Consider the following 22,766-nt stretch of genomic DNA (forward strand, 5'->3'; position numbering starts at 1 on the left):
GGTATGATGCAGGTGAAAACGTTTTCCGAAGCCCATATTTTTTTAATATTTATCGAAAGCGCTTTCGGTTATTACGAAGTAATAAAAAACCTCAAAGACGAATATCATCTTTGAGGCTGAATCTGCATTACTTACGTGCTTTGCTTACTTTTAATTTCTTCCCTTTGACAGGAGTCGTTTCCATCGCTTGAAGGACGATCGAGCCTTTTCCGTTAAGGATATCGACGTACGTCATCTGGTCATTGATTGTGATGATCCCGATGTCGTCAGCAGATACGCCAGGAATTTTGGCAATCGTTCCAACGAAGTCGACAGCGCGAAGTTTTTTCTTCTTCCCGCCACTGAAGTGGAGCTTCATGATGTCCTGGTTGATGCGAGCTGTCTTGTTGTTTCGAACGACGCGTCGTCCGCTCAACTTTTGCTCGAAGGCATCTTGGTTAGCTGCTACTTCCGCTTCTGTCGGAGCATCGATCATCGGAATTTCGAATTGAACGTATGATTCGATAGCTCCGATGAGACGTTCTTCCTGACGGGTCATGAGCGTGATAGCTGTTCCTTGTTTGCCGGCACGTCCGGTACGACCCGTCCGGTGCACGTAACTTTCTTTTTCGACAGGAACGTCATAGTTGATGACGAGTTCGACGTTGTCGACATCGATTCCACGTGCTGCGACGTCTGTCGCCACGAGGTAGCGGAAGTTACCCATCTTGAAGCCGTTCATGACGGCGAAACGGTCCTCTTGCTCAAGTCCGCCGTGAAGACGTTCAGCCGAGTAACCGGCTTTGTCGAGCTCAGCGTACACGGTATCGACGTTCTCTTTCGTACGACAGAAAATCATACAGCTATCCGGGTTTTCGACGACCGTGATGTCTTGAAGGACAGCAAGTTTCTCGTTCCGATGAACGGGAAGTAAACGGTGTTCGATTGTCGAAGCCGTCATACCTGTCGACTCGATTGCGACACGTGCCGGAGCATTCATATGCTTCTGGCAGAGACGTTCGATATCTTGTGGGAATGTCGCTGAGAAGACCATTGTGACGCGATCTTTCGGTAACTGTTGAAGAATCTTCTCAACGTCGGCGAGGAAGCCGCGATTGAGCATCTCGTCCGCTTCATCGATGATCAAGTATTCGATGCGGTCGAGTGAGAGGGTTTCGCGCTCGATGTGGTCCATGACGCGACCAGGTGTACCGACAACGATATGTGTCTTTTGCTTCAACTCTTCACGCTGTTTCGAGAACGGTTCTTTCCCGTAGACGGCAGTCGCTTTGATTCGTTTGAAACGTCCGATGTTCGTCATGTCTTCCCGTACTTGAACGGCGAGTTCGCGTGTCGGTGTCAAGACGAGCACTTGCGGTTTGTTTTCGGCCCAATCGATGAGCTCGATGACCGGAATCCCGAAAGCAGCTGTCTTTCCGCTTCCCGTCTGTGCTTTGACGATCAAGTCTTCGCGCTCGAGAGCACGGGGGATGACCTGCTGTTGTACTTCGGTCGGTGATTCGTATTTCATAATGCCTAACGCACGAGTGATCTCGTCGCTCAGGCGATAATCAGTAAATTGCTGTTTGTTCATGGGTAACCTCATTCTTTCGTGAAAACTTCTGCTTCAGAAAATTTCAATGTCTATTTGCAATACAGTCCATTATAGACCGAAAGACGGTAGGAAAGCGAATGAGAATCCATTATCCGAAGTCAGGCAACGTCGGGTCGGGTTGAATCACATAAAAAATAAACTGGTCATGAACATCTTCTAACTGTTCGATCAGCTCTTCATTTTGTTGTTGATATGCTTCTAGCATTTGAGGGCATATGTAATGAACTGTTCCATCTTCACGAGCCAGGCTAGCGGTTTCTTCCTGATCAAATTGTAAAACTAACGGTTGTTGGCATGCTGTGCAGCAACCAATCTCCATCTTGTGAAAACCGATTTTTGCTCCCTCAATGAAGCAAGCATCGCAATAATGCTTGATTGGATCACCGAAATGACCGAGTTCATCTGTATGGATGACTTCATGTTCGTTCAATGATTTATTGCAGCTGACGCAGTTATACATCAATAACACTCCTTTAGTGATCTGTTCCAACAACGTATCATGCGATGAGCCGATGTACAACTTTATCCAATAACAATATTTTATCAGGTTCAGAAATGTTGAAAGAAAGGGGCTTACATAATGGAATCCGATTATAAATATCTCGTCCAACACCTTCAACAAAGCCAATATCGAACGCACGCGAACCATCTCGAAACCATCATCAAACCCATACCGGATTCAGACCGCACCGGCGATCTCGACCCACGCGTGTTCGAAACGCTGACCGCAAATCATTCTTCACACGATGAACCGGATACAGCATTTGACCTCGAGGCGGCACGTGCCAGTATGGGTTGGCCGAATCAGGATCGGACGACGACTGATATCAAAACCGAGCATCTCATGATTCCTAGTGAGGACGGTGACATTCCGGTCCGCCTGTATCGTCCGCATCATACTGAAGCCATCCCAGCTATCCTCTTCTTCCATGGTGGTGGATTTTTCGGAGGAACGCTCGATACGGTCGAGAATCCTTGTAAATTGCTGGCGGAACAGGCGAACGCGGTCGTCATCTCCGTCGATTATCGTCTTGCTCCCGAGCATCCGTTCCCGGCCGGATTGAATGACTGTTACGGCGCCTTTGAATGGGTATACGCCAACGCGACGGAGTTGAACGTCATCCGTGACCAAATCGCCGTCGCCGGAGACAGTGCCGGAGGGAATTTGGCGACCGCTTGTTGTCTGATGGAGAAAGAACGAGGGGAGGGGCGCATTTGTTATCAAGCACTCGTCTATCCCGTCGTCAATCTGGGATCGATTCCGACAGATGATTTTGAATGGACACTCGATGCGTACGATATCTCACACCATCACGACCTGATTCGAGGTGTCGTGCTCGCTCTTGCAGATCCAGATTCGTTACTAAATGACCTCTATCTTCAAGGGAAGACGGATGTCACGCATCCACTCGTCTCACCGTTGTTGGCAGAAGACGTCACGACTTTACCGCCAGCCTTGATTGTGACGGCAGAGTACGATTACTTACGACTTGAAGGGGAGGCGTATGCCCGAAAACTTTCAGAAGCTGGTATTCCGACTCGACTGATTCAATATCGGGGTATGGATCATGCCTTTATGGACAAATTAGGAGACTACCCACAGGCAGAAGATTGTATGAATGAAATCGCAGAAGGACTTAAGGAGCTGACGAAATGAAACAGTATACATTGGATTGGAAACGTTATGAGGAATTGGCACGTCAAGCGGTTGCGGAAGGGGTCGTGTTAGTCAAAAACGAACAGAAAACTCTCCCGTTGCAGTCTGAAACGAAGCTTGCCGTATTTGGGCGTAGTCAGTTCCATTACTATAAGAGCGGTACCGGTTCAGGTGGGATGGTGAACGTCGGACATGTCACGACACCGCTCGAGGCGTTGCGTGAACGTACAGACATTCATATCAATGAATCGCTTTATGCGACGTATGAGGAATGGGTGAAAGAGAACCCGTTCGACCAAGGTGTCGGTTGGGCCGGTGAACCGTGGTCGCAACAGGAAATGGACGTATCGGATGAACTCGTCGATCAAGCTGCACAGGAGTCGGATGTCGCCCTCATCATGATCGGACGTACGGCAGGGGAAGACCGTGACAATACGGCCGACCCGGGCAGTTACTTATTGACGGATATCGAACACGCGATGATTGAGCGCGTAACGAAGCGTTTCAACAAGACGGTCGTCGTGTTGAACGTCGGAAACATCATCGACATGAAGTGGGCGAATGAGCCGAGTGCCATCCTCTATGCTTGGCAAGGTGGGATGGAAGGCGGAAAAGGACTCGTCGACGTGCTTGTCGGAGACGTGAGTCCTTCCGGGAAACTGACGGATACGATTGCTCGATCCATCGAGGATTATCCGTCGACAAAGAACTTTGGTCACGCGGATAAAGGGATTTATCAGGAAGATATCTATGTCGGTTACCGCTACTTTGAAACGTTCGCGAAAGATGACGTCTTGTACCCGTTCGGATTTGGATTGTCTTATACGACGTTCCATACTGAAGTGAAGCGTACGGCAGAAGTCGATGGCGTTTTAACGGTTGAGGTGGAAGTGACGAACACGGGTGAGTGTGACGGGAAAGAAGTCGTCCAACTCTACGTCGAGAAACCGCAAGGAAAACTCGGAAATCCGCTCCGGTCTTTAGTAGCGTTTGAGAAAACATTGCTTCTTGAACCGAGTGAGCGACAAACCCTTTCGTTTAACGTCCAGATGACTGATTTTGCGAGCTACGACGACTCTGGCGTGACGGGTCATGAATCGAGCTTCGTTCTCGAAGCAGGGGCATATCGCTTATATGTCGGGACAGATGTCCGTTCGGCTACACTCGCTTTCGAAGTCGAGCAACAGGAACAACGCATCCTCGAGACGTTAAGCGAAAATATGGCACCTGTCCTTCCGTTCGAACGGATGAAGCCGATTCAGAGCGAAAAAGGATGGGAAGTAGGTTACGAATCAACACCGCTTCGCGCCGTTGACGTCGAGACACGTTATTTGGAAGAACGCCCTGAGACTAGAGTGTTCACGGGTGACCAAGGTATCAAATTGAGCGATGTATATCATGGAAAGGCGTCACTCGACACATTCTTAGATCAATTGACGGATGAGGATTTGGCGACAATCGTTCGCGGACAAGGGATGAACTCACCGCGTGTCACACCGGGGACGGCAGCGGCGTTTGGTGGCGTGTCCGACCGATTGAACGAGCTTGAGATTCCAGCGGCGTGTTGTGCCGATGGTCCATCAGGCATTCGTATGGATATCGGGACGAAGGCGTTCGCGCTTCCGAACGGGACTCTCTTGGCTTCTACGTTCAACGTCGACCTCGTTGAAGACTTGTTCGAGATGACAGGGCTCGAGATGCGGAAAAACCGCGTCGACACGTTGCTCGGACCAGGGATGAACATTCATCGCAACCCGTTGAACGGTCGGAACTTTGAATACTTCTCGGAAGACCCGCATTTGACAGGGAAGATGGCAGTCGCTCAGTTGAACGGGATGCATCGTGTCGGTGTGACAGGAACGCTCAAGCATTTCAGCGCCAACAACCAGGAGGCGCATCGTCACGATATCGATTCGGTCGTCTCGGAGCGGGCGTTACGCGAGATTTATTTGAAAGGGTTCGAGATGGCCGTGAAAGAAGGTCGGGCATCGTCAATCATGACGACATATGGTGCGGTCAACGGGATTTGGACGGCCGGATTATACGATCAAAATACGCGCATCTTACGTGACGAGTGGGGCTTTGAAGGGATTGTCATGACGGACTGGTGGGCAAAAGTGAACTTCCGTGAGGACGAGTCCGCCAACCGTCAAAACACAGCGGCGATGGTACGCTCGCAAAACGATTTGTATATGGTCGTCGACCGTCCGGACCTCAACTCATTCGAGGACAATACGATGACCTCTCTTGAAGAGGGAGTGGTCACACGGGGTGAGTTGTTGCGGAGCGCGCGCAACATTTGTTCATTCATCTTGAAATCACCAGCGATGGAGCGTCTTCTCGGAATTCATGATGGTTCGGTCGAGGTGCTCGGTTTTGAAGACGAGACGAATCAACAAGACGCATTCGAGTTGGACTATCAGCATCTCGAAAACGGGGAACACGTCGATTTGTCAGGAATCGACACCTCGACAGGGAGCACGCACGTCTTCGCCATCTCGGTCGACCAGACCGGAACGTATGACATCACGTTGACGGCCCGTTCGAACGCAGGGGAGTTGGCGCAGATGCCGGTGACGTTGTTTGCGAACAATATCCCGGGTGCGACGTTCACGTTTAACGGGACGGACGGAGAATGGGTGACACAGACGAAGCAGGTCTTCTTCCTGAACCAGCATAACTATCTCCAACTCTATTTCGCATTGAGCGGACTAGAAGTGAAGGACGTGTCCTTCACCCTTGCGGATGAGTTCAGTATGAAGAACGGCTGAGTCGCCCTTTTGTCGATTCATTGAATTCGGTATAATCGAAAGAACGACACATCGCAAAGGAGGCGCATACCCGTGGAAAATCGGCTTCGATTTTCTAGGTCTTCACGCACTCATGCAAAGCCATTTGGACGAAAGGCGATCACTTGCATGGGGCGAAACGAATACCTTGATCGCTTGATTTAACGTAACCACTTGGCTTTGCTCCCTTATCGGATTGGATTCATTCAATAAGGAGCGAGGTACGATGAAGTACGTCAATGCGCAACACATCCTGCCAGAACATTTGCTGCGAGAAGTGCAGCAGTATGTACAAGGCGAAACGCTATATGTGCCGACCCCGACCGACACGAAACGGAAATGGGGGACGGTCAACGGTGGAAAACAATTACTTGAGGAACGAAACGAAGCCATACGCGCAGCGTTTCGGAATGGAGAGCGAATCGAAAATCTGGCCAAGTCCTATCATTTGGCGACGCATACGATTCGAAAGATTGTATACCGCTCGAGATGAAGGAGGTACGACTAGTTCGCTAGTCGTACCTTTTTAGGTCGACTATGTTTCTTAATCAAAGTGTACACAGTAAGGAAGCATCGATTCCTGTAAACTGAAGATGGAGGAAGGGGGCGACAAAATGTCAGATCCATTTATTCAAAACGAACAGTATAATCTCATCAAAGAACAAGTGACGCTCGTCAAAGAGAGTCGAACGCAAAGCCTGCCGCCTTCTGTCTTGCGAGCAGTCATCGACTTGGCACAATCGAAAGTGATGTATGCATTTCCTGAAGCGACGACTGAACAACTGAAGCTGTTACAGTTCGCGGCGCTACAGACGAACGAAGCGTTCGACGAATACATGCAACAATTACGAGAATGGGTTCAACCGTTTCCCGTTATTTCTGCCGAGCAGCTGAAGGAATTGTTCCCGAAACAGAAGAAGCTTCGCTTACCGGAGTTATCCGATGTTGATTTTGGACGACTCACTTATCTGAGTTGGAACGATGGACGTTCCAATCAAAAGTTGATGATTTGCCAATACGAAGGTCAATTGATTGGCATCGCATGTAAACCGAGCACGAATACGAAGAAAAACATATGTGCCTTTTGTAATCAGTTCACGGATGTGACGTACTGCGTTACGATCACTAAAGCGAAACAAGTGAAAAATCCGGACTATTACAAAGCCATCGGCACATATATATGTGTCGACAGTAAGACGTGCAACGAACACATCACGAGCCAAGAGGCGTTGCATACTTTTGTTCATACAGCGTTACAGGCCTGACGAGAGAGTCAGGCTTTTTATGTTGTTGAAATGGCGGCATTTACAAAAACCATACAGGGCTGTATTCAATCTGAAAATGTATCTTTACAAATGTCCGTTAGGCTACAGGAGTAGTACATATTCGGGAGGGTTTACAGATGAAAAAGACAATGAAGAAGTTTGTTCCACTCGCGGTCGTTTCGACGCTTGCACTTGGGGGAATCGTTGGCGTTCAACAACAAAATGAAGCAGAAGCCGCAAAAGATTCAAAGAATCATAAGGCGAAAAACGTCATCTTTATGATCGGGGACGGGATGGGCGTGCCTTATACGACAGCGCTTCGTTACATGAACGACAATGAAGAAACGGTAGAGATGGAGCCGACTGCCTTCGATCCACATTTGGTGGGTATGCAATCGACATATCCTGAAGACGACGCGGAGAACGTGACAGATTCGGCAGCCGCAGCGACGGCGATGAGTTCTGGTGTCAAGACGTATAACAACGCAATTGCCGTCGATAACGACAAAACAGACGTGAAAACGGTACTCGAACAAGCGAAAGAGAACGGCATGTCGACAGGACTTGTCGCCACGTCAGAAATCACGCATGCGACGCCGGCATCTTACGGGGCACATGAAGAGCAGCGTAAGAGTGAAAACGCCATCGCTAACGATTATTATGATGACTTGATTGATGGGGAGCACAAAGTAGACGTCATGCTCGGAGGCGGAACGAAATTCTTCGAACGCTCGGATCGAAATATTGCGAAACAGTTCCAAGAAGACGGCTACAGCTACGTTACGTCTGCAGAAGAAATGAAGCAAGACAACAACGAGCAAGTGCTCGGTCTTTTCGCGGAAGTTGGCATGGATAAAATGATTGACCGTGACGAGGAACAACCGAGTCTTGCGGACATGACGACTTCGGCTCTTGATCGCCTAAAAGGGAACGATGATGGGTTCTTCCTCATGGTAGAAGGAAGTCAAATCGACTGGGCCGGACATGATAATGATGTCGTCGGTGCGATGAGTGAGATGAGAGACTTTGAGCAAGCATTTGAAGTCGTTCGTGACTTCGCCAAAGAGAATGGGGAGACGTTGGTCGTCGTGACAGCGGATCACTCGACAGGTGGTATTTCAATCGGAGCGGACGGAAATTACAACTGGGATCCGACACCGATCCAAGCAGCGAAACGCACACCAGATTTCATGGCGAAAGAAATTGAAGGTGGAGCGGATGTGGAAGCCGTCTTACGTGAGAACATCGATTTGGAATTAACGTCTGAAGAGATTGCTTCTGTGAAGAAAGCAGCTGAGACGAATGACGTGACGGAAATCGACAACGCCATCGAGAAAATCTTCGATCAGCGTTCAGGAACGGGCTGGACAACGGACGGTCATACGGGTGACGATGTACCAGTATACGCATTCGGGCCACAACAAGAGAAATTCGTCGGTATGAGCGACAACACGGATCAGGCGAAACGGATCTTCAACTTGTTGAAGAATAAAGGGAAAATCAAATAAGTAAGAATATACGCTAAGACTACGTGGGATTTCCCGCGTAGTCTTTTTTGGAAGAATTACTCAAAAAGAAGCTATACTCGGGTAAGAGTCGTATGATAGACAGACAAGCCATGAATCAGTCAACAAGGGGGAAGCGGATGAAACACGCAGTGATTTTTGATATGGATGGAACATTGTTTCGGACAGATTTGATTTTAAAGTTGGCGTTGGATGAAACGTTTGAGCACCTACGAAAAAATGGAGAATGGGATGGACCGACACCGATTGACGAATACCGAAAGATCATGGGCGTACCATTGCCTGTTGTTTGGAAAACCTTGCTCCCACAACACGACGAACAAACTAGAGAAGAGGTCGATGCCTATTTCTTAAGACGACTCATCAAAAACATTCAAAACGGGAATGGTGCATTATATACCGGGGTACTCGAGTTGTTTGAACAATTGAATCATAGGGGTTATCCAGTCTTCATTGCGAGCAATGGCTTGGTTGCCTATTTACAAGCGATTGTAACGCACTATGAATTGGATCATTGGATTACCGAAACATACAGTATTCAGCAAATCGATACGTTGGATAAGGGTGATTTAGTGGCTGAAATCGTGAATAAGTATGAACTACAGGATGGCTTCGTAGTCGGAGACAGATTATCGGATATCATGGCTGCACGAGCGAACGGACTTACTTCAATCGGCTGTCGTTTTGACTTTGCGCAAGAAGCAGAATTGAAAGAAGCGGATTACGTCGTGAATCACTTGTCGGAAGTGCTAGACATCGTTCTAAAGGAGACGGTTTCGCTATAAGTGAATCGATTTCGAGGTTGGGTTCGTACGTAAAGTACTACAACAAATCGGAGGGATCATTATGCACACGCTCTACATGAAACAAAAAGTGTTCAGTTTACGCGGCCGCTTCACCATTAAAGATGCGGACGGACATGATCAATATTTCATCGAAGGTAGCTTTATGAAGTTTCCAAAGTCGTTTGAAATTAAAGATGTGAATGGTCAAACGGTCACAACCATCACGAAAAAGACATTCAGTTTTTTACCGAAGTTTTTTGTAGAAGTGGATGGTACGGATATGATGACCATCTCAAAAGAGTTTTCATTCTTTAAACCGAAGTATTCGATCGATGCGGCCGGGATTGGTGTCCAAGGGGATTGGTGGGACATGGATTTTGACGTGACGAAGAATGGGCAATCTATCGGAAGTGTTCAAAAGAAATGGTTCTCATGGGGCGACAGTTATGAGATTCGCGTCGAAGAACCGGATATGGAGCACCTTCTCATCTCAATCGTCGTAGCCATCGATTGCGCGAAAGCAGATCAAGCAGCGGCATCAAGTGCAGCAACATAAAGGGGAGTATCTAATGGAATTTTGGGACGTCTATAGCGTGGACCGGGAAAAGACCGGTCGCACGTGGCAACGGGGAAGTCGATTGCCAGAAGGAGAATATCACCTTGTGATTCACGTGTGTATCTTTAACGAGACGGGCGAGATGCTGATTCAACAGCGCCAACCGTTCAAGGATGGATGGGCCAATATGTGGGATATCACAGTCGGTGGAAGTGCCACGGTAGGAGATACGAGCCAACAAGCTGCGATGCGGGAGCTCGAAGAAGAGATTGGGCTCAAGCTTGATCTATCTCAGACACGACCGCACTTGACCATCAACTTCGACGAAGGATTTGATGACATTTACCTCGTCGAAGCGGAAGTGGATTTGAATGAGCTGACACTCCAGGAATCTGAAGTGCAGGCTGTGAAGTGGGCGGATGAAGCAACAATTCTGCAGATGATTCGACAGCATGAATTCATACCGTATCATACGCCGATGATACCGTTATTGTTTGCCATGCGAGGACAATGGGGAGGGATTGATCGTCATGCATACGTACAAGTGGATAAATGAACCGAATAGCGTGAACGGATTTGAACCGCTCGCTTTCCGGACTTTGCCAGATACGGACTTTTGGCGAAATACACATTACGGATTTAACCGCATGACGGCGCATGCACGACTAACAGATGTCAAAGTCAAACGATTTACATGTCGGGCGACAATCCAAATGGAACCGAGCCATACATATGACCAGGCCGGGATTGTCCTATATGTAAACGATGACCATTGGATCAAGACGTCTGTCGAGTATATTCCAGACGGACCGTCCCATCTTGGCGCAGTCGTCACTTCGTTTGGCTATTCGGATTGGTCGACACGTGATTTTTCAAATGAGATGATTCCTCAACCATTGACGTTTGAAATCGTGTATACAGATGGAGATGTGGAAATTTTTGTTGAGTATGATGACGGTACGCGTGAACAGCTTCGCATTGCCCATCTTCATGACGTATCGACGTTACGCATCGGGCCGTATGCGTGCAGTCCGGATGTGAATGCGACAGGTTTTGACGTGACATTTTCAAATTGGGAACTGCGTGAAGCATCGACATGAGTCGGTGCTTTTTATGTCATTTTGATTTCACTTCCGAAAAGTGGTTGAAGTTGGGATGGATAAAATTTTATAATAGCGTTAACGAAAGCGCTTTCGGAAATCGCTTTCAAAAGAACGGACTGATATATTGCCATCACTTATCCTGAAGGAGGACACATGATGAAGAAATGGGTTGCACTCGCACTTGGAACAGGTCTCGTCTTGTCATTGCCACAAGAAATACCTGCTGAAAAGAGCTCAAAAGCAGACGACGCCAAGTGGAAACTTGTCTGGTCAGATGAGTTTAGTAAGGCGGAAATCGATCATTCGAAATGGAACTTTGAAACGGGGAACTGGATTGTCGACAAAGACGGAAATCCGGTCGCTGCCGGTTGGGGGAACAACGAGAAGCAATTTTATACGGACAAAAACGAAAACGCTTTCGTAAAAGATGGGAAGCTCGTCATCCGTGCAAAAAAAGAGCAAGCATCCGATCAATTCGGCACATATGATTACACGTCGGCGAAGTTGACGACGAAGGGCACGTTCAGTAAGACATACGGTCGTTACGAGATGCGAGCGAAACTTCCAACAGGAAAAGGGCTCTGGCCAGCATTTTGGATGCTACCGGAAGAGGACCGTTACGGTGGTTGGGCCGCATCTGGTGAGATCGACATCATGGAGTCATGGGGCAGTCAGCCGGACAAAGTCGCTGGCACGATTCATTACGGGGAAACATGGCCGAACAACAAGTACACGGGGAAAGACTATCATTTCGCAGAAGGTGACGGCATCGACAAATGGCATACATATGCGGTCGAGTGGGAGCCGGGTGAGATTCGTTGGTATGTAGATGGTCAACTCTACCAGACTCAAAATGACTGGTATGCGAAAGAAGCGAACAAAGCATCGAAATATAGCTATCCTGCGCCATTCGACCAAGATTTCTATTTGATCATGAACTTGGCGGTCGGTGGATGGTTTGATGGGGACGTCGATGAGACGACACCATTCCCGGCAGAGATGGAAGTCGATTACGTCCGCGTCTTTGACTTGAAGAATGGGAAGTATCGCGATGCTGTCGAGCCGACATACTCGGATGAAGAAGTCGTATTGCCAGAAGGAGCGAAGCAACCTTTAGAAGAGGGGAACCTCGTCTATGATGAAGACTATGTAGAACCAATCACAACGGTGACGAACGGTGCACAGGCGCTCAACCCGACGTATTGGAACTATGTGGCGCTTCCTGACTTTGGTGGTGTCGGTTCAGTCGATGTAATCGATTTGGCAGGATCACGTTTTGCCGACATTTCGATTGATCAGGCAGGAAGTCAGCCGTACTCGCATCAATTGATTCAAAACGTATCGCTCGGACAAGGCGGACATTATAAAGTGACGTTTGACGCCAAAGCGGACGCGGCGCGTTCGATCGCCGTTAAAGTCGGTGGTGGTCCAGACCGAGGCTATGCGAAATATTCAGATGAAGGGTCATTTGATTTGACGACAGACGTCCAAACGTACTCGATGACATTCGATATGACAGAAGAGACTGACCTTGCGGCACGTCTTGAGTTCAACGTTGGACTCAGTACGTCTGGTGTCCAAATCGGGAACGTCCGTGTCGAGCAGACACCTCGTGAGGCGTTCGATCCGAATGCGACAAAACCGAAGCTTGGAGACGGGAACCATGTGTATAACGGGACGTTCGACCAAGGTGCGATGGATCGCATGACGTATTGGACGTTCGACCCAGGCATCACGAAAGGGACAGGAACGGTCGACCCGGTAGAGCGTCTCTTCCGTTTTGAAACGAACAAGAAAAAAGGAGCACCGGCTACATTGGTGCAGCAAGGCATTCAATTGCAAGAAGGACATGAATACGTTCTCCGCTTCAAAGCACGGGCAGAACGTGTAGATGGTCTTAAAGTAGGATTGAACGGAGCGAATGGAGATGCCTATCTCCCACTCCAGCGTGTCGCTCTATCTGAAGCGTTCGATACGTATGAAATTCCGTTCACGATGGAAGCCGGAACGGACCTCATGAGTCAGCTTCAGTTCATTCTCGGTTCTGAAAAAGGTGTGATTGAAATCGATGACGTCGAATTGCGCGATGTCACACCGGTTTATATCGATCCGTCTCCACTTAAAAACGGAGCATTCACAGAAGGTCTCACACACTGGGGCTCTTATGTACACTTTGACGCACAGGCTGCCATCGAAGCGGTAAATGAGGCAGCACGTATCTCGATTACGCAAGAAGGGAACGAAGCGTGGAGTGTCCTCATGGAGCAAGGCGGTCTCGAGTTACAGCAAGACCAAACATACGTCGTTCAATTTGACGCATCTTCTACAGTCGCTCGTTCATTCGAAGTGACGTTAGAGAATGCCGGGTACTATCGCTATTTGAGCGAAGTCGTTTCGGTCACACCGGAAACGAACACGTACACGTTTGAAGTGACGATGCCAGTAACGGATATGACAGGATTGAAGTTCTTGATGGGACGTACAGAAGGATCACCACTCGGTGCCCATGACATCACGATTGATAACGTAAGTGTGACGTTGAAATAAGATTATACGTAAAACAGGAATTTCTCCTCGTGAGAAATTCCTGTTTTTTAACGTTTTCGACTAATCAACCGTGCCGTCCGTAAGATTGACGGCAAGAGTTTCCGACGTTGACGGAACGCAAGATAACGCCCTTCCCACGACGGTTTGAACTTTTGCTTAAACTGTCGTAATCCGCTGAACGGATAGATGTAGCTGATGTTTTCAAAAATATCGGCGGCAACGCGCTCTGGCCAATGGGAGAACGTCTGCTCACCAACGGCGGCAAGTGGTGCCACGCCGAGTCCGACATGTTCATAACCTTGCGCACGCGCCCATTCGATGATGTGAAGAATCAACACCTCGATTGCTCCAGTTGGTGCTTCATTTTTCGAACGCATCAAATCGATTGAAAGGATCCCATTCCCTCGGAGTAACGAAATGAAGGCGACGACGACACCGTCCGCGTCCCGTAACAGAGCGATCGGATAACGTCTTAATGTTTCGTAGTCAAAGAAACCGAGAGAGAATCCTTTCTCATTTCGATTTCCAATCCATTCATCTGAGATATCTTTTAACTCCTCTAATAACAAGAGGCTCGGTTCACAGACGATCTCGAATGTGATTCCTTTCTTCTCAAATTGATTGTAGAGGGAGCGCATATTTGCACGCTTCTTACCCGACAACGAGAAGGTCGACACGTCAATCGTCGCCTCTTCCCCAAGTTTGAAGAACGTGAAGCCGGCATCATGAAGGCGTGGCATCCAATTCGGTGTGATTTGATAAAATAAAGGAATATACCCAATCCGGTCCGCATCTTCAATGAAACGCGTTAACAGTTCAGTTGCGGCCTGTCGTTCACCTTGGATGTCTCCAAGAACAATCGCGTGGTTCCGCGCTGTCGCAAATAAGAGACACGCGTTTCCAGTCTCGTTCATATAGAAACGCTTATCTGCCATATGGGCCAAATCAAAGCCACTCGATGTGTGCTGTGTTGATTGAAACTGTCTGATTCGATCTTCATCGTATGCTTCGCCAAGCGCCGGACGCTTCCAGCGGTCGAACAAGAGCAGGAGTGCACTTGCTACGAGCGACGTGAAGAGGAGAAGGAACACCGTCAACCAACCAGCCTGATGCGATGTGAAGAACAAGTCGTCGGTACCTGCGAAAGATTGCAACAAGAGGGCGTGAGAGCCTACATACAGCAAAACGTAGAACAGGTTTCGAATGAGACGACCGGTCGTTAAAATCGAGCGGTATCGAACGTGACGTTTTCGCGTCAACCAGACGAAAGCTGCGAAACCGATGACGACGAATGTTTCGAATAAGTTCAAGCCTCGAGCGATGACCCCGACGGTCGCCCAGATGAATGCCGTATTGAGTAACCAGAGCGTTCGCTTTGTCCGCACATACATGCCATATACGGACAGGAACATGAGAAGTCCGGCACTCAATAAGAAGAGCGTTCCAATCCACTCGAACCAACGATTCACTTCATAGAGTGGTGTCACACTCGGGAGAAGTGTCTGGAACCAAATCAATAGACTGCTCATCAAGGCAATAAGACTCCCGGTCAAGCGCCCAATCTTCGCGAGTGTCCGGGAAACGATGCGCCATACGACGGTCCCGATCTCATAAGAAGATCCGATGATTGGTCGATATTCGATTTGTTTGACGACCTGGTCCCCGAACGCGATGGCCGCGAGAAACAGTCCAATCAAAAAAGGAACGACAAAATAGACGAATCGGTAGATGATTAAAGATGAGAGGACAATGTCTTGATGAATCCCCAATTGTGTCATTCCGACAAGATATAGTAAATCGAACGTTCCGGCACCCCCTGGGACGAGGGAGACGACACCGACGACCGTGGCGACGATAAATACTCCAAAGAGTTGGGTGAACGAAGCTGACCCGTCGAGTAACGATAACGCGTAGATGGCGACAAGTCCTGCGGTGACCCATTCGGCAAGTGAAGTCAGCGTGTATCCGATCAACGTGGACCAACCGACGTTTGAGCGGCGTGAGGTGACGAACAGGTAAAACGGGAGCATTGCACTCACAGCGAGCAACACTGGCCAAATCCAAGGTTTCGTCCCGACGAGTGCACCTGCTGGAAAAATTCCGAGAAGCACACCGATGGAGAGGATCGAAAGACCACTGATGAGTGTCGGTGTCATCCAGCCGATTGCACGGAGTAGGCGTTTCGTATCTGTGTAAGGACGGTACAGGGAAGTACGAAGGGCGATCCCAATCACCCCACCGAATCCGAGCATCCCGTTCATCGAGTTCGTGATCCATGCCGTTTGCACGACTTTTCGCTTCGGCAACTCAATATGTAAAGAACGAAGCAGGAAGTAATCGTATCCCGTCATCGTCAGGACGGCGAATCCACCGAGTAGAATGAGCGTGAACTGTTCCCACCCGGTCAGTTGTTTCAATGTCGTGAAGGCGGTCGCAAGCGAGAGATTTTTTAACTCTTGTCCGCTCTGGATTAAAATCAATCCGATTAACGCTATAGGGATGAGCCATTTTAATTGTTTCCATGAAAAACGAGTGCGCATGAGATTTTCTCCTTATCTGTCATATGACTGACAGCGTCTTCTAACTAAATCGTACTATAGGATACGACTGAAATCTGTAAAACGTTTCAAAAGAGGGGATTGTAAGCGCAAGAAAGAGGACGAGATGTTGATTTTATATTTGCTACAGTGAGAGTAAGAGAGGGGTGTGGACATGCTGACATTTGAAGAAAAGTGGGCGAAAGTGCTCGCTTGTGACGCAACGTATGATGGGTTATTTTATACGGCCGTGAAGACGACAGGAATCTATTGCCGACCCTCGTGTCGTTCCCGCAAACCGAAAAAAGAGAATGTTGATTTTTACATCACAAGACAAGAGGCAGAAACGAACGGCTTCCGACCGTGCAAGCGATGCCAGCCGGAAGTCGAGCATGCCCCACACCGAGCGCTCGTACAACAGGTGACCGTGTATCTGATGGAACATTATAAACAGCCGATTCGCCTCGAACAGATTGCCGAACATGTCCAACTGAGCCCGTTCCATTTGGAGCGGACGTTCACCCAAGCGACAGGAGAGACACCAAGGCAGCTATTGGAACGACTTCGTATCGACAAGGCGGCGTATTTATTGCGAACAACCACGATGAGCAATCTGACAGTCTGCTATGAGGTCGGGTTTCAAACGCCGTCGAACTTTTACCGCGTCTTCCGTCAAGTGAAAGGGTGCACACCGAATATGTATCGAAAAGGAGGGGACATATGAACGATTTGCTACTAGACGTTCCGCAACCGTTTGATTTTCATGAGTGTCTCGTCTTTTTAAGTCGGTCCGAACAAGAAGTGCTCCATGTCACGACGGACAGGGTAGTTCAAAAACTGATGCGAATCGGGGAACGCCTCATTCTCGTCGAACTTCAAGGAGAGCAAGACCACATTCGTATCCTGTTCCCGGTCGATGACGTCTCGGATACGGAAACAGAAAGCATTGAACGTGAAGTGCGTGACTGGTTAGACCTTGATCGTGACCTCACACCGTTTGAGGCGATGGGTGCAAAAGATGAATTATTGGCTCCTTTGATTGAAGCGCATCGTGGGTTACGGATGATTGGCTTCCCAAATTTGTTCGAGGCACTCACATGGGCCATCATCGGGCAACAAATCACGCTCTCCTTCGCCTATACGATCAAGCGGCGGTTCGTCGAACGATATGGCGAACAGCGAGTCGTCGAGGGAAGAACGTACTGGACGTTCCCGCGTGCGGAACGAATCGCCTTGCTCGAGCCGGAAACGTTACGTGAGCTTCAGTTTAGTCGAAGGAAAGCGGAGTATGTCATTGATATTGCACGGGAAATAACAGGTGGAACGCTATCGAAATCGGCTCTACAGTCGCAATCTTCATCCGATATTCGTCAACGATTGCTTTCCATACGAGGTGTCGGGGCTTGGACGGCGGACTATGTATTGATGAAGTGTTTTCAGGATGCATCAGCCTTTCCGGTCGCGGATGTCGGATTGCATCAAGCGATTCAGCATCAATTAGGTACGCCTAAAAAGCCGACGATTGAAGAAGTGAAACGATACGGAGAGCGCTGGAAAGGTTGGGAAGGATACGCGACATTCTATTTATGGAGGTCATTATATGGAGACGTATAAATTAGACATGGAGACGCCGGTTGGCGTGATCGAAATCGTTGGAACAGAGAAAGTCATCCAGTCGATCTTATTCGTTGAACGCGAAGTGGCGCAATTACCTGAACCGAATGTACCTGATGTGTTGCGACAGTGTAAGGAGGAACTCGATGCTTATTTTCGAGGGGAGAGGATGACGTTCACCTTTCCTATTGAACAAGTGGGCACGCCATTTCAGCGGGAAGTGTGGGATGCATTACAGACAATTCCTTTTGCGGAGACGACATCATATCGTGAACTCTCTGAACGAGTGAAGAGACCTGCGGCTGTTCGGGCAGTCGGTGCGACGAACGGACGCAACAAACTGAGCATCGTCGTGCCTTGTCATCGTGTCATCGGGTCGAATGGGAAATTGACGGGGTATGCCGGCGGATTATGGCGAAAAGAATGGCTCTTACACCACGAGAAACAAGTCGCACATCAAACCCAGTAAAAAAACATTTCCCCCTCCAAATCTGCTACACTAAAGGAGGTCCTATCGTGACGTCTGAATCGACGAAGTTGTAGGATGATTCCCGTCACTTATGGAGAAGGTTTTTGGAGGAATGTATGATTAAATTACTAGCAGATTCAACGTGTGACTTATCAGATGCAGTGCTTGAACAGTACAACATCGGGGTCGCGCCGTTGATCATTACGATGAACAATATGTCTTACCAGGACCGGGTGGATATCCAGCCGGATGATTTTTACGGAATGTTGGAAGCGCTCCCGGAATTCCCGACCACGGCGATGCCGAGTCCGGCGACGTTCTTAACATTGATGGAAGATGCGGTCGCTGCCGGTCACGAAGAGATCTTATGCATCTGTATGTCGAGTGGAACGAGCGGGTCTTACCAGTCAGCGGTCATTGGGAAAGAATACTTCGAAGAGGCGCATCCTGACTCAAACGTGAAAATCCATGTCGTCGATTCCCGATCGATGAGTCACGGCAGCGGCTGGCTATTGCTAAAGAGCGCGCAAATGCGTGAAGCCGGTGCGACGTTCGAAGAGCTCGTCGATTTTAACGAGACGTATAAGACGAACGTGAAGCACTTCTTGTCCGTGGATGACTTGGACCATTTGATCAAGAGTGGGCGCATCTCGAACGCGAGTGCTATCATCGGAAAACTACTCATGGTGAAACCGATTATGAGCATGAAGAACGGGAAAGGTGCCATTGTTGCCAAAGAGCGAGGCACACGTAAAGTGTTGAAGCATTATACGGATGAGTTCGTGAAGCGCGTGAATCCGGACATCACGAATTTCGTGATCATCGGGTACACATCCGATCAGCGGATTGCCGAGAACTTAAAAGCGAAGCTTGAAACCGAAACAGATTTCACAGGCGAGATTTACCTCATGCAGATGGGGGTCTCGGTCGGGACACACGTTGGTCTCGGAGCCATTTCGATGTTCTTCGTGGAGAAATAACAAAAGCCGTCTCATGTCGAGACGGCTTATTTATGTGGCCATATGCATTTGATGACGGGCTCTTCGTTACTTAAATCGAGACGATAGATGTCCGGGTTACGCATCGTACGCCATGTTTCAAAGTCATATTTAGGATCAAGCCGTTGTAACAGGAGCGCAAGCAGATTACCGTGAGTCACGAGTAGTATCGAGCTATGTTGAGATTGGGCACGCTCGATCACTTGCATGATTCGCTGAGTCGCTTCCTCACCAGATTCAGCACCAGGCAACTTGAACGTCGGGTCGATGAACGACTGACGTAGCGGTGTCAGCCAGTCTTCGAGCGGTCCATCAGACAGAATACGCTCTCGTAACAACGGTTCACGTTCGATTGGGAGTTGGTGGGCTTCGGCAAGAGGTGTGACCGAAGCGACCGCTCGGGTGTAGTCGCTTGAGAGTATTCGGTCAATCGGGATTTCACGAAAGAAATCACGGAGTAGGTGTGCTTGTTCGTGACCCGCTTCCGTGAGTGGTGCATCAGATTCTTGACCGGAGGCCGAGCAGTGGCGAATCAGATAGAGTGTGGGCATGTGGATTCTCCTTTTTGAAATGCTCAATTACCAGCAAGATAAGCGTGTCATCGAGTCATTATGACTTGTGATGTATGCAATCTCCTCGAATTCATGCAAAAAAGCATTTTCGTAGAGGGAGTTGAGCATCTCGTGGTCTTTACAGTATATCGTCACGTATTGACTATCTATCAAAAGTAGTACAAACTCGCACGTGCTCTGTAGAAAATCTTCATACGTTACGATTTCCGAGGACATATTAGAGTGGAACGCTTTTATATCAACAAAAATCAAATAGTGTTCATGTTGAGTGATCCGTTCATTGAGTTGTCGACCATTGATAATGGTCGACTTCGGAAACAACAACCAGTCAAGTTGTTCATCTTTCACAACATAGGATTCCTCATCAATTACCTTCCATTGATATTGGTCGATAGGGATAGGAGTCAAAATATCTTGTAAAAAATGACCGTATTGATTGGGGATTGTAAAACTTAGACCGCGTCTCACAAGAACACCTCCTTCGTTTCAAGGAATCATGACAATTTCATAAAAAGTTTCAGCACAAAAAATCATACATAACCCTTATCATTCATCACAAAAGAGTTATAATCGGTATAACGATTATAAAATATATGATTGAGGAATGGGGATTCTTCGGTTGTATGACAAAAAATTCAGGGGATAAGGATGGGGTTTTCATGAGCAGTACGCAAACGAGAACAGACGTCATTTTAATTGGGGCAGGCATTATGAGCGCAACGCTCGGTTCACTCTTTAAAGAGCTCGTACCGGAGTGGAATATCAAAGTGTTCGAAAAGCTCGATGCAGCAGGGGAAGAAAGTTCAAACGAATGGAATAACGCAGGTACGGGACATGCCGCACTTTGCGAATTAAACTATACAACGGAGAACGCGGATGGGACGATTGATATTTCCAAAGCGGTCAACGTCAACGAGCAATTCCAAATCTCACGCCAGTTTTGGGCGCATCTCGTCAAGCAAGGATTGATTGAAAATCCGGGTGCCTTCATTCGTTCAATTCCACATATGAGTATGGTCCAAGGGGAGAAGAATGTCGATTTCTTGAAACGTCGTTTGGAAGCGCTCACAACGAATCCGTTATTTGAAGGCATGGTCTTATCGGACGATCCGAATCAGCTACGGGAATGGTTCCCGCTCATCATGGATGGACGGACATCGGACGAACCGATTGCCGCGACGAAAATCGATTCAGGGACGGACGTGAACTTCGGTGCGTTGACACGGATGCTGTTTGACCATCTCACATCAAACGGAGTCGAGGTCAACTACGGCCATAGCGTCGAGGACGTGAAGCGTCTCGATAACGGTCTTTGGGAAGTGAAAGTGAAAGACTTGTCTGCGAACAAGATCGAGACGCATACGGCACCGTTTCTCTTCATCGGAGGCGGTGGCGGAAGTTTACCACTCTTACAAAAGACAGGGATTCCGGAGTCGAAACAAATCGGCGGGTTCCCAGTCAGTGGACTCTTCCTCGTCTGTAAAAATCGTGAGGTCATCGAGCAACATCACGCGAAGGTCTATGGAAAGGCGAAAGTCGGGGCACCACCAATGTCGGTACCGCACCTCGACACACGCTTTATCGATGGACGAAAAGAGTTGTTATTCGGACCGTTCGCCGGCTTCACGCCGAAGTTCTTGAAAACAGGATCGAACTTGGATTTGATTCGTTCGGTCAAACCAAACAACGTCATCACGATGCTTGCGGCAGGGGCAAAAGAGATGCCGCTCACGAAATACTTGATCGAACAGGTGCTCTTGTCACACGACAAGCGCATGGATGAACTTCGTGAATTCATCCCGAACGCCAAGAACGAAGATTGGGAAATCGTTGTGGCCGGGCAACGGGTTCAGGTCATCAAAGATACACCGCAAGGAAAAGGGACACTTCAGTTCGGAACAGAAGTCGTCAGCGCGGAAGATGGTTCCGTTGCGGCACTTCTTGGTGCTTCTCCAGGCGCATCGACAGCTGTTCATGTCATGTTGAAGGTGCTCGAGCAGTGCTTCCCGCAACAGTTACCGGAGTGGGAAGAGAAAATCAAAGAGATGGTTCCGTCATATGGCTTGAAACTTTCGGAACATCCGGACCTGTTCAAGACGATTCACGAATCGACAGCGGTCACGCTCGGTTTAGAAGAAAAGGACATGGTCCATAACTGAAGAGAATGAGGCGAGTATACAATCGTATGCTCGCTTTTTGTATAGAAAAAGCGACCCACCGTTAGGTCGCTTACACCATCTTAAGAAACGTCTTCGCCTGTTGTTCGAGTGTAGCGGCTGAATCCGCTAATTTCTCGAACTCTCGGACCGTCTGTTCGAGTTGTCCGGAGCTATCTTTCACTTTGTGAGAGATGCGTCCGATGCTCGTGGACACGTCATCGATCCGTTTGACGATTCCTTCGATATTGTGATTCACTTCCGTGATGGAGAGGGACACTTTATTCGACAGATTACGCACTTCCGTGGCGACGACATTGAACCCGCGCCCATGCTCACCTGCTCGTGCCGCCTCGATGGCCGCATTGAGTGCGAGCAAGTTCGTTTGAGCAGCGATTTCTCGAATCGTACGGACGATATCTGTAATCGATTTTGCCTCTTGCTGGAGCGCAAGGAGATGTTGCATATTTTGTATGGACTCTGCTTCGATTTGTTTCACGTTTTCTAGCACATGTTCCCCATCCTGTTTCCCGACTTTGGATTGTGCAGATAAGTACTCCGATGTTTCTTGAAGGTCGTTCGCCATATGGAGGACATC

At 48.5% G+C, this 22,766-nt stretch carries 21 protein-coding genes; 15 read left to right on the forward strand and 6 right to left on the reverse strand.

What is annotated here, in order from left to right; translation table 11 throughout:
• Positions 1–127: 127 nt before the first annotated feature.
• Both KNP62_RS10420 and KNP62_RS10425 read right to left on the reverse strand, forming a co-directional pair.
• Positions 128–1,573, reverse strand: a complete 1,446-nt coding sequence (locus tag KNP62_RS10420) for a DEAD/DEAH box helicase (RefSeq protein ID WP_214696591.1) — start codon at positions 1,571–1,573, stop codon at positions 128–130.
• 109 nt (positions 1,574–1,682) lie between these two features.
• Positions 1,683–2,054: a hypothetical protein gene (locus tag KNP62_RS10425; RefSeq protein WP_214696593.1), complete on the reverse strand. Its 372-nt coding sequence runs from the start codon at positions 2,052–2,054 to the stop codon at positions 1,683–1,685.
• A gap of 120 nt (positions 2,055–2,174) precedes the next feature.
• Between KNP62_RS10425 and KNP62_RS10430 the strand changes: the two genes are divergently transcribed.
• From KNP62_RS10430 to KNP62_RS10475, 10 genes are all read left to right on the forward strand, one after another.
• Positions 2,175–3,251 (forward strand): alpha/beta hydrolase, encoded by a 1,077-nt coding sequence (locus KNP62_RS10430; RefSeq protein WP_214785453.1) that lies wholly within the window; start codon positions 2,175–2,177, stop codon positions 3,249–3,251.
• A complete protein-coding gene (locus tag KNP62_RS10435; protein WP_214785454.1) occupies positions 3,248–6,022 on the forward strand; it encodes a glycoside hydrolase family 3 protein in 2,775 nt (924 codons plus the stop codon). Before KNP62_RS10430 ends, KNP62_RS10435 begins: the two co-directional genes overlap by 4 nt.
• A 244-nt stretch (positions 6,023–6,266) precedes the next feature.
• Complete coding sequence (locus KNP62_RS10440; protein WP_214785455.1) at positions 6,267–6,533, forward strand: CD3324 family protein; 267 nt, start codon at positions 6,267–6,269, stop codon at positions 6,531–6,533.
• Between the two features lie 121 nt (positions 6,534–6,654).
• Positions 6,655–7,305 carry a FusB/FusC family EF-G-binding protein gene (locus tag KNP62_RS10445; RefSeq protein WP_214785456.1) on the forward strand — a complete coding sequence of 217 codons (651 nt, stop codon included), beginning with the start codon at positions 6,655–6,657 and terminating at the stop codon, positions 7,303–7,305.
• A 137-nt stretch (positions 7,306–7,442) separates the two neighbouring features.
• Entirely contained in the window at positions 7,443–8,813 is a 1,371-nt protein-coding gene (locus KNP62_RS10450) for an alkaline phosphatase (RefSeq protein WP_214785457.1), read from the forward strand.
• A gap of 137 nt (positions 8,814–8,950) precedes the next feature.
• The gene (locus KNP62_RS10455; protein WP_214785458.1) at positions 8,951–9,616 is read left to right on the forward strand and encodes an HAD hydrolase-like protein; all 666 of its coding nucleotides are present in this window, start codon (positions 8,951–8,953) and stop codon (positions 9,614–9,616) included.
• 61 nt (positions 9,617–9,677) lie between these two features.
• On the forward strand, positions 9,678–10,172 hold the full coding sequence (locus KNP62_RS10460; protein WP_214785459.1) for an LURP-one-related/scramblase family protein: 495 nt from the start codon (positions 9,678–9,680) through the stop codon (positions 10,170–10,172).
• A gap of 13 nt (positions 10,173–10,185) precedes the next feature.
• Entirely contained in the window at positions 10,186–10,728 is a 543-nt protein-coding gene (locus KNP62_RS10465; RefSeq protein WP_214785460.1) for an NUDIX hydrolase, read from the forward strand.
• The gene (locus KNP62_RS10470; protein ID WP_214749599.1) at positions 10,703–11,272 is read left to right on the forward strand and encodes a DUF1349 domain-containing protein; all 570 of its coding nucleotides are present in this window, start codon (positions 10,703–10,705) and stop codon (positions 11,270–11,272) included. Before KNP62_RS10465 ends, KNP62_RS10470 begins: the two co-directional genes overlap by 26 nt.
• Before the next feature lie 159 nt (positions 11,273–11,431).
• Positions 11,432–13,822 (forward strand): carbohydrate binding domain-containing protein, encoded by a 2,391-nt coding sequence (locus KNP62_RS10475; protein ID WP_214785461.1) that lies wholly within the window; start codon positions 11,432–11,434, stop codon positions 13,820–13,822.
• Positions 13,823–13,869: 47 nt separating this feature from the next.
• Here KNP62_RS10475 and mprF read toward each other — a convergent pair whose 3' ends face one another.
• Positions 13,870–16,362 (reverse strand): bifunctional lysylphosphatidylglycerol flippase/synthetase MprF, encoded by a 2,493-nt coding sequence (gene mprF, locus KNP62_RS10480; RefSeq protein ID WP_214785462.1) that lies wholly within the window; start codon positions 16,360–16,362, stop codon positions 13,870–13,872.
• A gap of 172 nt (positions 16,363–16,534) precedes the next feature.
• On the opposite strand from mprF, the gene KNP62_RS10485 reads away from it, so the two are divergent.
• The 4 genes from KNP62_RS10485 (at position 16,535) to KNP62_RS10500 (ending at position 19,422) form a co-directional block, all read left to right on the forward strand.
• The gene (locus KNP62_RS10485) at positions 16,535–17,083 is read left to right on the forward strand and encodes a bifunctional transcriptional activator/DNA repair enzyme AdaA (RefSeq protein WP_214749608.1); all 549 of its coding nucleotides are present in this window, start codon (positions 16,535–16,537) and stop codon (positions 17,081–17,083) included.
• Positions 17,080–17,973 (forward strand): DNA-3-methyladenine glycosylase family protein, encoded by an 894-nt coding sequence (locus KNP62_RS10490; protein ID WP_214785463.1) that lies wholly within the window; start codon positions 17,080–17,082, stop codon positions 17,971–17,973. The genes KNP62_RS10485 and KNP62_RS10490 overlap by 4 nt, the downstream gene beginning before the upstream one ends.
• Positions 17,960–18,442: a methylated-DNA--[protein]-cysteine S-methyltransferase gene (locus KNP62_RS10495; RefSeq protein ID WP_214785464.1), complete on the forward strand. Its 483-nt coding sequence runs from the start codon at positions 17,960–17,962 to the stop codon at positions 18,440–18,442. Before KNP62_RS10490 ends, KNP62_RS10495 begins: the two co-directional genes overlap by 14 nt.
• A 116-nt stretch (positions 18,443–18,558) precedes the next feature.
• Entirely contained in the window at positions 18,559–19,422 is an 864-nt protein-coding gene (locus tag KNP62_RS10500) for a DegV family protein (RefSeq protein WP_214785465.1), read from the forward strand.
• A 26-nt stretch (positions 19,423–19,448) separates the two neighbouring features.
• Here the strand turns inward: KNP62_RS10500 and KNP62_RS10505 are convergent, their stop codons facing one another.
• Positions 19,449–19,991 (reverse strand): histidine phosphatase family protein, encoded by a 543-nt coding sequence (locus tag KNP62_RS10505; protein WP_214785466.1) that lies wholly within the window; start codon positions 19,989–19,991, stop codon positions 19,449–19,451.
• 27 nt (positions 19,992–20,018) lie between these two features.
• Positions 20,019–20,480 carry a DUF2691 family protein gene (locus tag KNP62_RS10510; RefSeq protein WP_214785467.1) on the reverse strand — a complete coding sequence of 154 codons (462 nt, stop codon included), beginning with the start codon at positions 20,478–20,480 and terminating at the stop codon, positions 20,019–20,021.
• A gap of 191 nt (positions 20,481–20,671) precedes the next feature.
• On the opposite strand from KNP62_RS10510, the gene KNP62_RS10515 reads away from it, so the two are divergent.
• Positions 20,672–22,171, forward strand: a complete 1,500-nt coding sequence (locus KNP62_RS10515; RefSeq protein WP_214749625.1) for a malate:quinone oxidoreductase — start codon at positions 20,672–20,674, stop codon at positions 22,169–22,171.
• Positions 22,172–22,241: 70 nt separating this feature from the next.
• Here KNP62_RS10515 and KNP62_RS15780 read toward each other — a convergent pair whose 3' ends face one another.
• On the reverse strand, positions 22,242–22,754 hold the full coding sequence (locus KNP62_RS15780; RefSeq protein WP_483299213.1) for a methyl-accepting chemotaxis protein: 513 nt from the start codon (positions 22,752–22,754) through the stop codon (positions 22,242–22,244).
• Between the last annotated feature and the right edge of the window lie 12 nt (positions 22,755–22,766).

The sequence above is a fragment of the Exiguobacterium sp. s183 genome, assembly GCF_018617655.1.
Lineage (GTDB): Bacteria > Bacillota > Bacilli > Exiguobacteriales > Exiguobacteriaceae > Exiguobacterium > Exiguobacterium aestuarii_A.

Bases quoted from the DNA above. Each gene is read 5' to 3' on its own strand.
- KNP62_RS10420 (WP_214696591.1), bottom strand. From the start codon at position 1,573: ATGAACAAACAGCAATTTACTGATTATCGCCTGAGCGACGAGATCACT.
- KNP62_RS10425 (WP_214696593.1), bottom strand. From the start codon at position 2,054: ATGTATAACTGCGTCAGCTGCAATAAATCATTGAACGAACATGAAGTC.
- KNP62_RS10430 (WP_214785453.1), top strand. From the start codon at position 2,175: ATGGAATCCGATTATAAATATCTCGTCCAACACCTTCAACAAAGCCAA.
- KNP62_RS10435 (WP_214785454.1), top strand. From the start codon at position 3,248: ATGAAACAGTATACATTGGATTGGAAACGTTATGAGGAATTGGCACGT.
- KNP62_RS10440 (WP_214785455.1), top strand. From the start codon at position 6,267: ATGAAGTACGTCAATGCGCAACACATCCTGCCAGAACATTTGCTGCGA.
- KNP62_RS10445 (WP_214785456.1), top strand. From the start codon at position 6,655: ATGTCAGATCCATTTATTCAAAACGAACAGTATAATCTCATCAAAGAA.
- KNP62_RS10450 (WP_214785457.1), top strand. From the start codon at position 7,443: ATGAAAAAGACAATGAAGAAGTTTGTTCCACTCGCGGTCGTTTCGACG.
- KNP62_RS10455 (WP_214785458.1), top strand. From the start codon at position 8,951: ATGAAACACGCAGTGATTTTTGATATGGATGGAACATTGTTTCGGACA.
- KNP62_RS10460 (WP_214785459.1), top strand. From the start codon at position 9,678: ATGCACACGCTCTACATGAAACAAAAAGTGTTCAGTTTACGCGGCCGC.
- KNP62_RS10465 (WP_214785460.1), top strand. From the start codon at position 10,186: ATGGAATTTTGGGACGTCTATAGCGTGGACCGGGAAAAGACCGGTCGC.
- KNP62_RS10470 (WP_214749599.1), top strand. From the start codon at position 10,703: ATGCATACGTACAAGTGGATAAATGAACCGAATAGCGTGAACGGATTT.
- KNP62_RS10475 (WP_214785461.1), top strand. From the start codon at position 11,432: ATGAAGAAATGGGTTGCACTCGCACTTGGAACAGGTCTCGTCTTGTCA.
- mprF (WP_214785462.1), bottom strand. From the start codon at position 16,362: ATGCGCACTCGTTTTTCATGGAAACAATTAAAATGGCTCATCCCTATA.
- KNP62_RS10485 (WP_214749608.1), top strand. From the start codon at position 16,535: ATGCTGACATTTGAAGAAAAGTGGGCGAAAGTGCTCGCTTGTGACGCA.
- KNP62_RS10490 (WP_214785463.1), top strand. From the start codon at position 17,080: ATGAACGATTTGCTACTAGACGTTCCGCAACCGTTTGATTTTCATGAG.
- KNP62_RS10495 (WP_214785464.1), top strand. From the start codon at position 17,960: ATGGAGACGTATAAATTAGACATGGAGACGCCGGTTGGCGTGATCGAA.
- KNP62_RS10500 (WP_214785465.1), top strand. From the start codon at position 18,559: ATGATTAAATTACTAGCAGATTCAACGTGTGACTTATCAGATGCAGTG.
- KNP62_RS10505 (WP_214785466.1), bottom strand. From the start codon at position 19,991: ATGCCCACACTCTATCTGATTCGCCACTGCTCGGCCTCCGGTCAAGAA.
- KNP62_RS10515 (WP_214749625.1), top strand. From the start codon at position 20,672: ATGAGCAGTACGCAAACGAGAACAGACGTCATTTTAATTGGGGCAGGC.
- KNP62_RS15780 (WP_483299213.1), bottom strand. From the start codon at position 22,754: ATGGCGAACGACCTTCAAGAAACATCGGAGTACTTATCTGCACAATCC.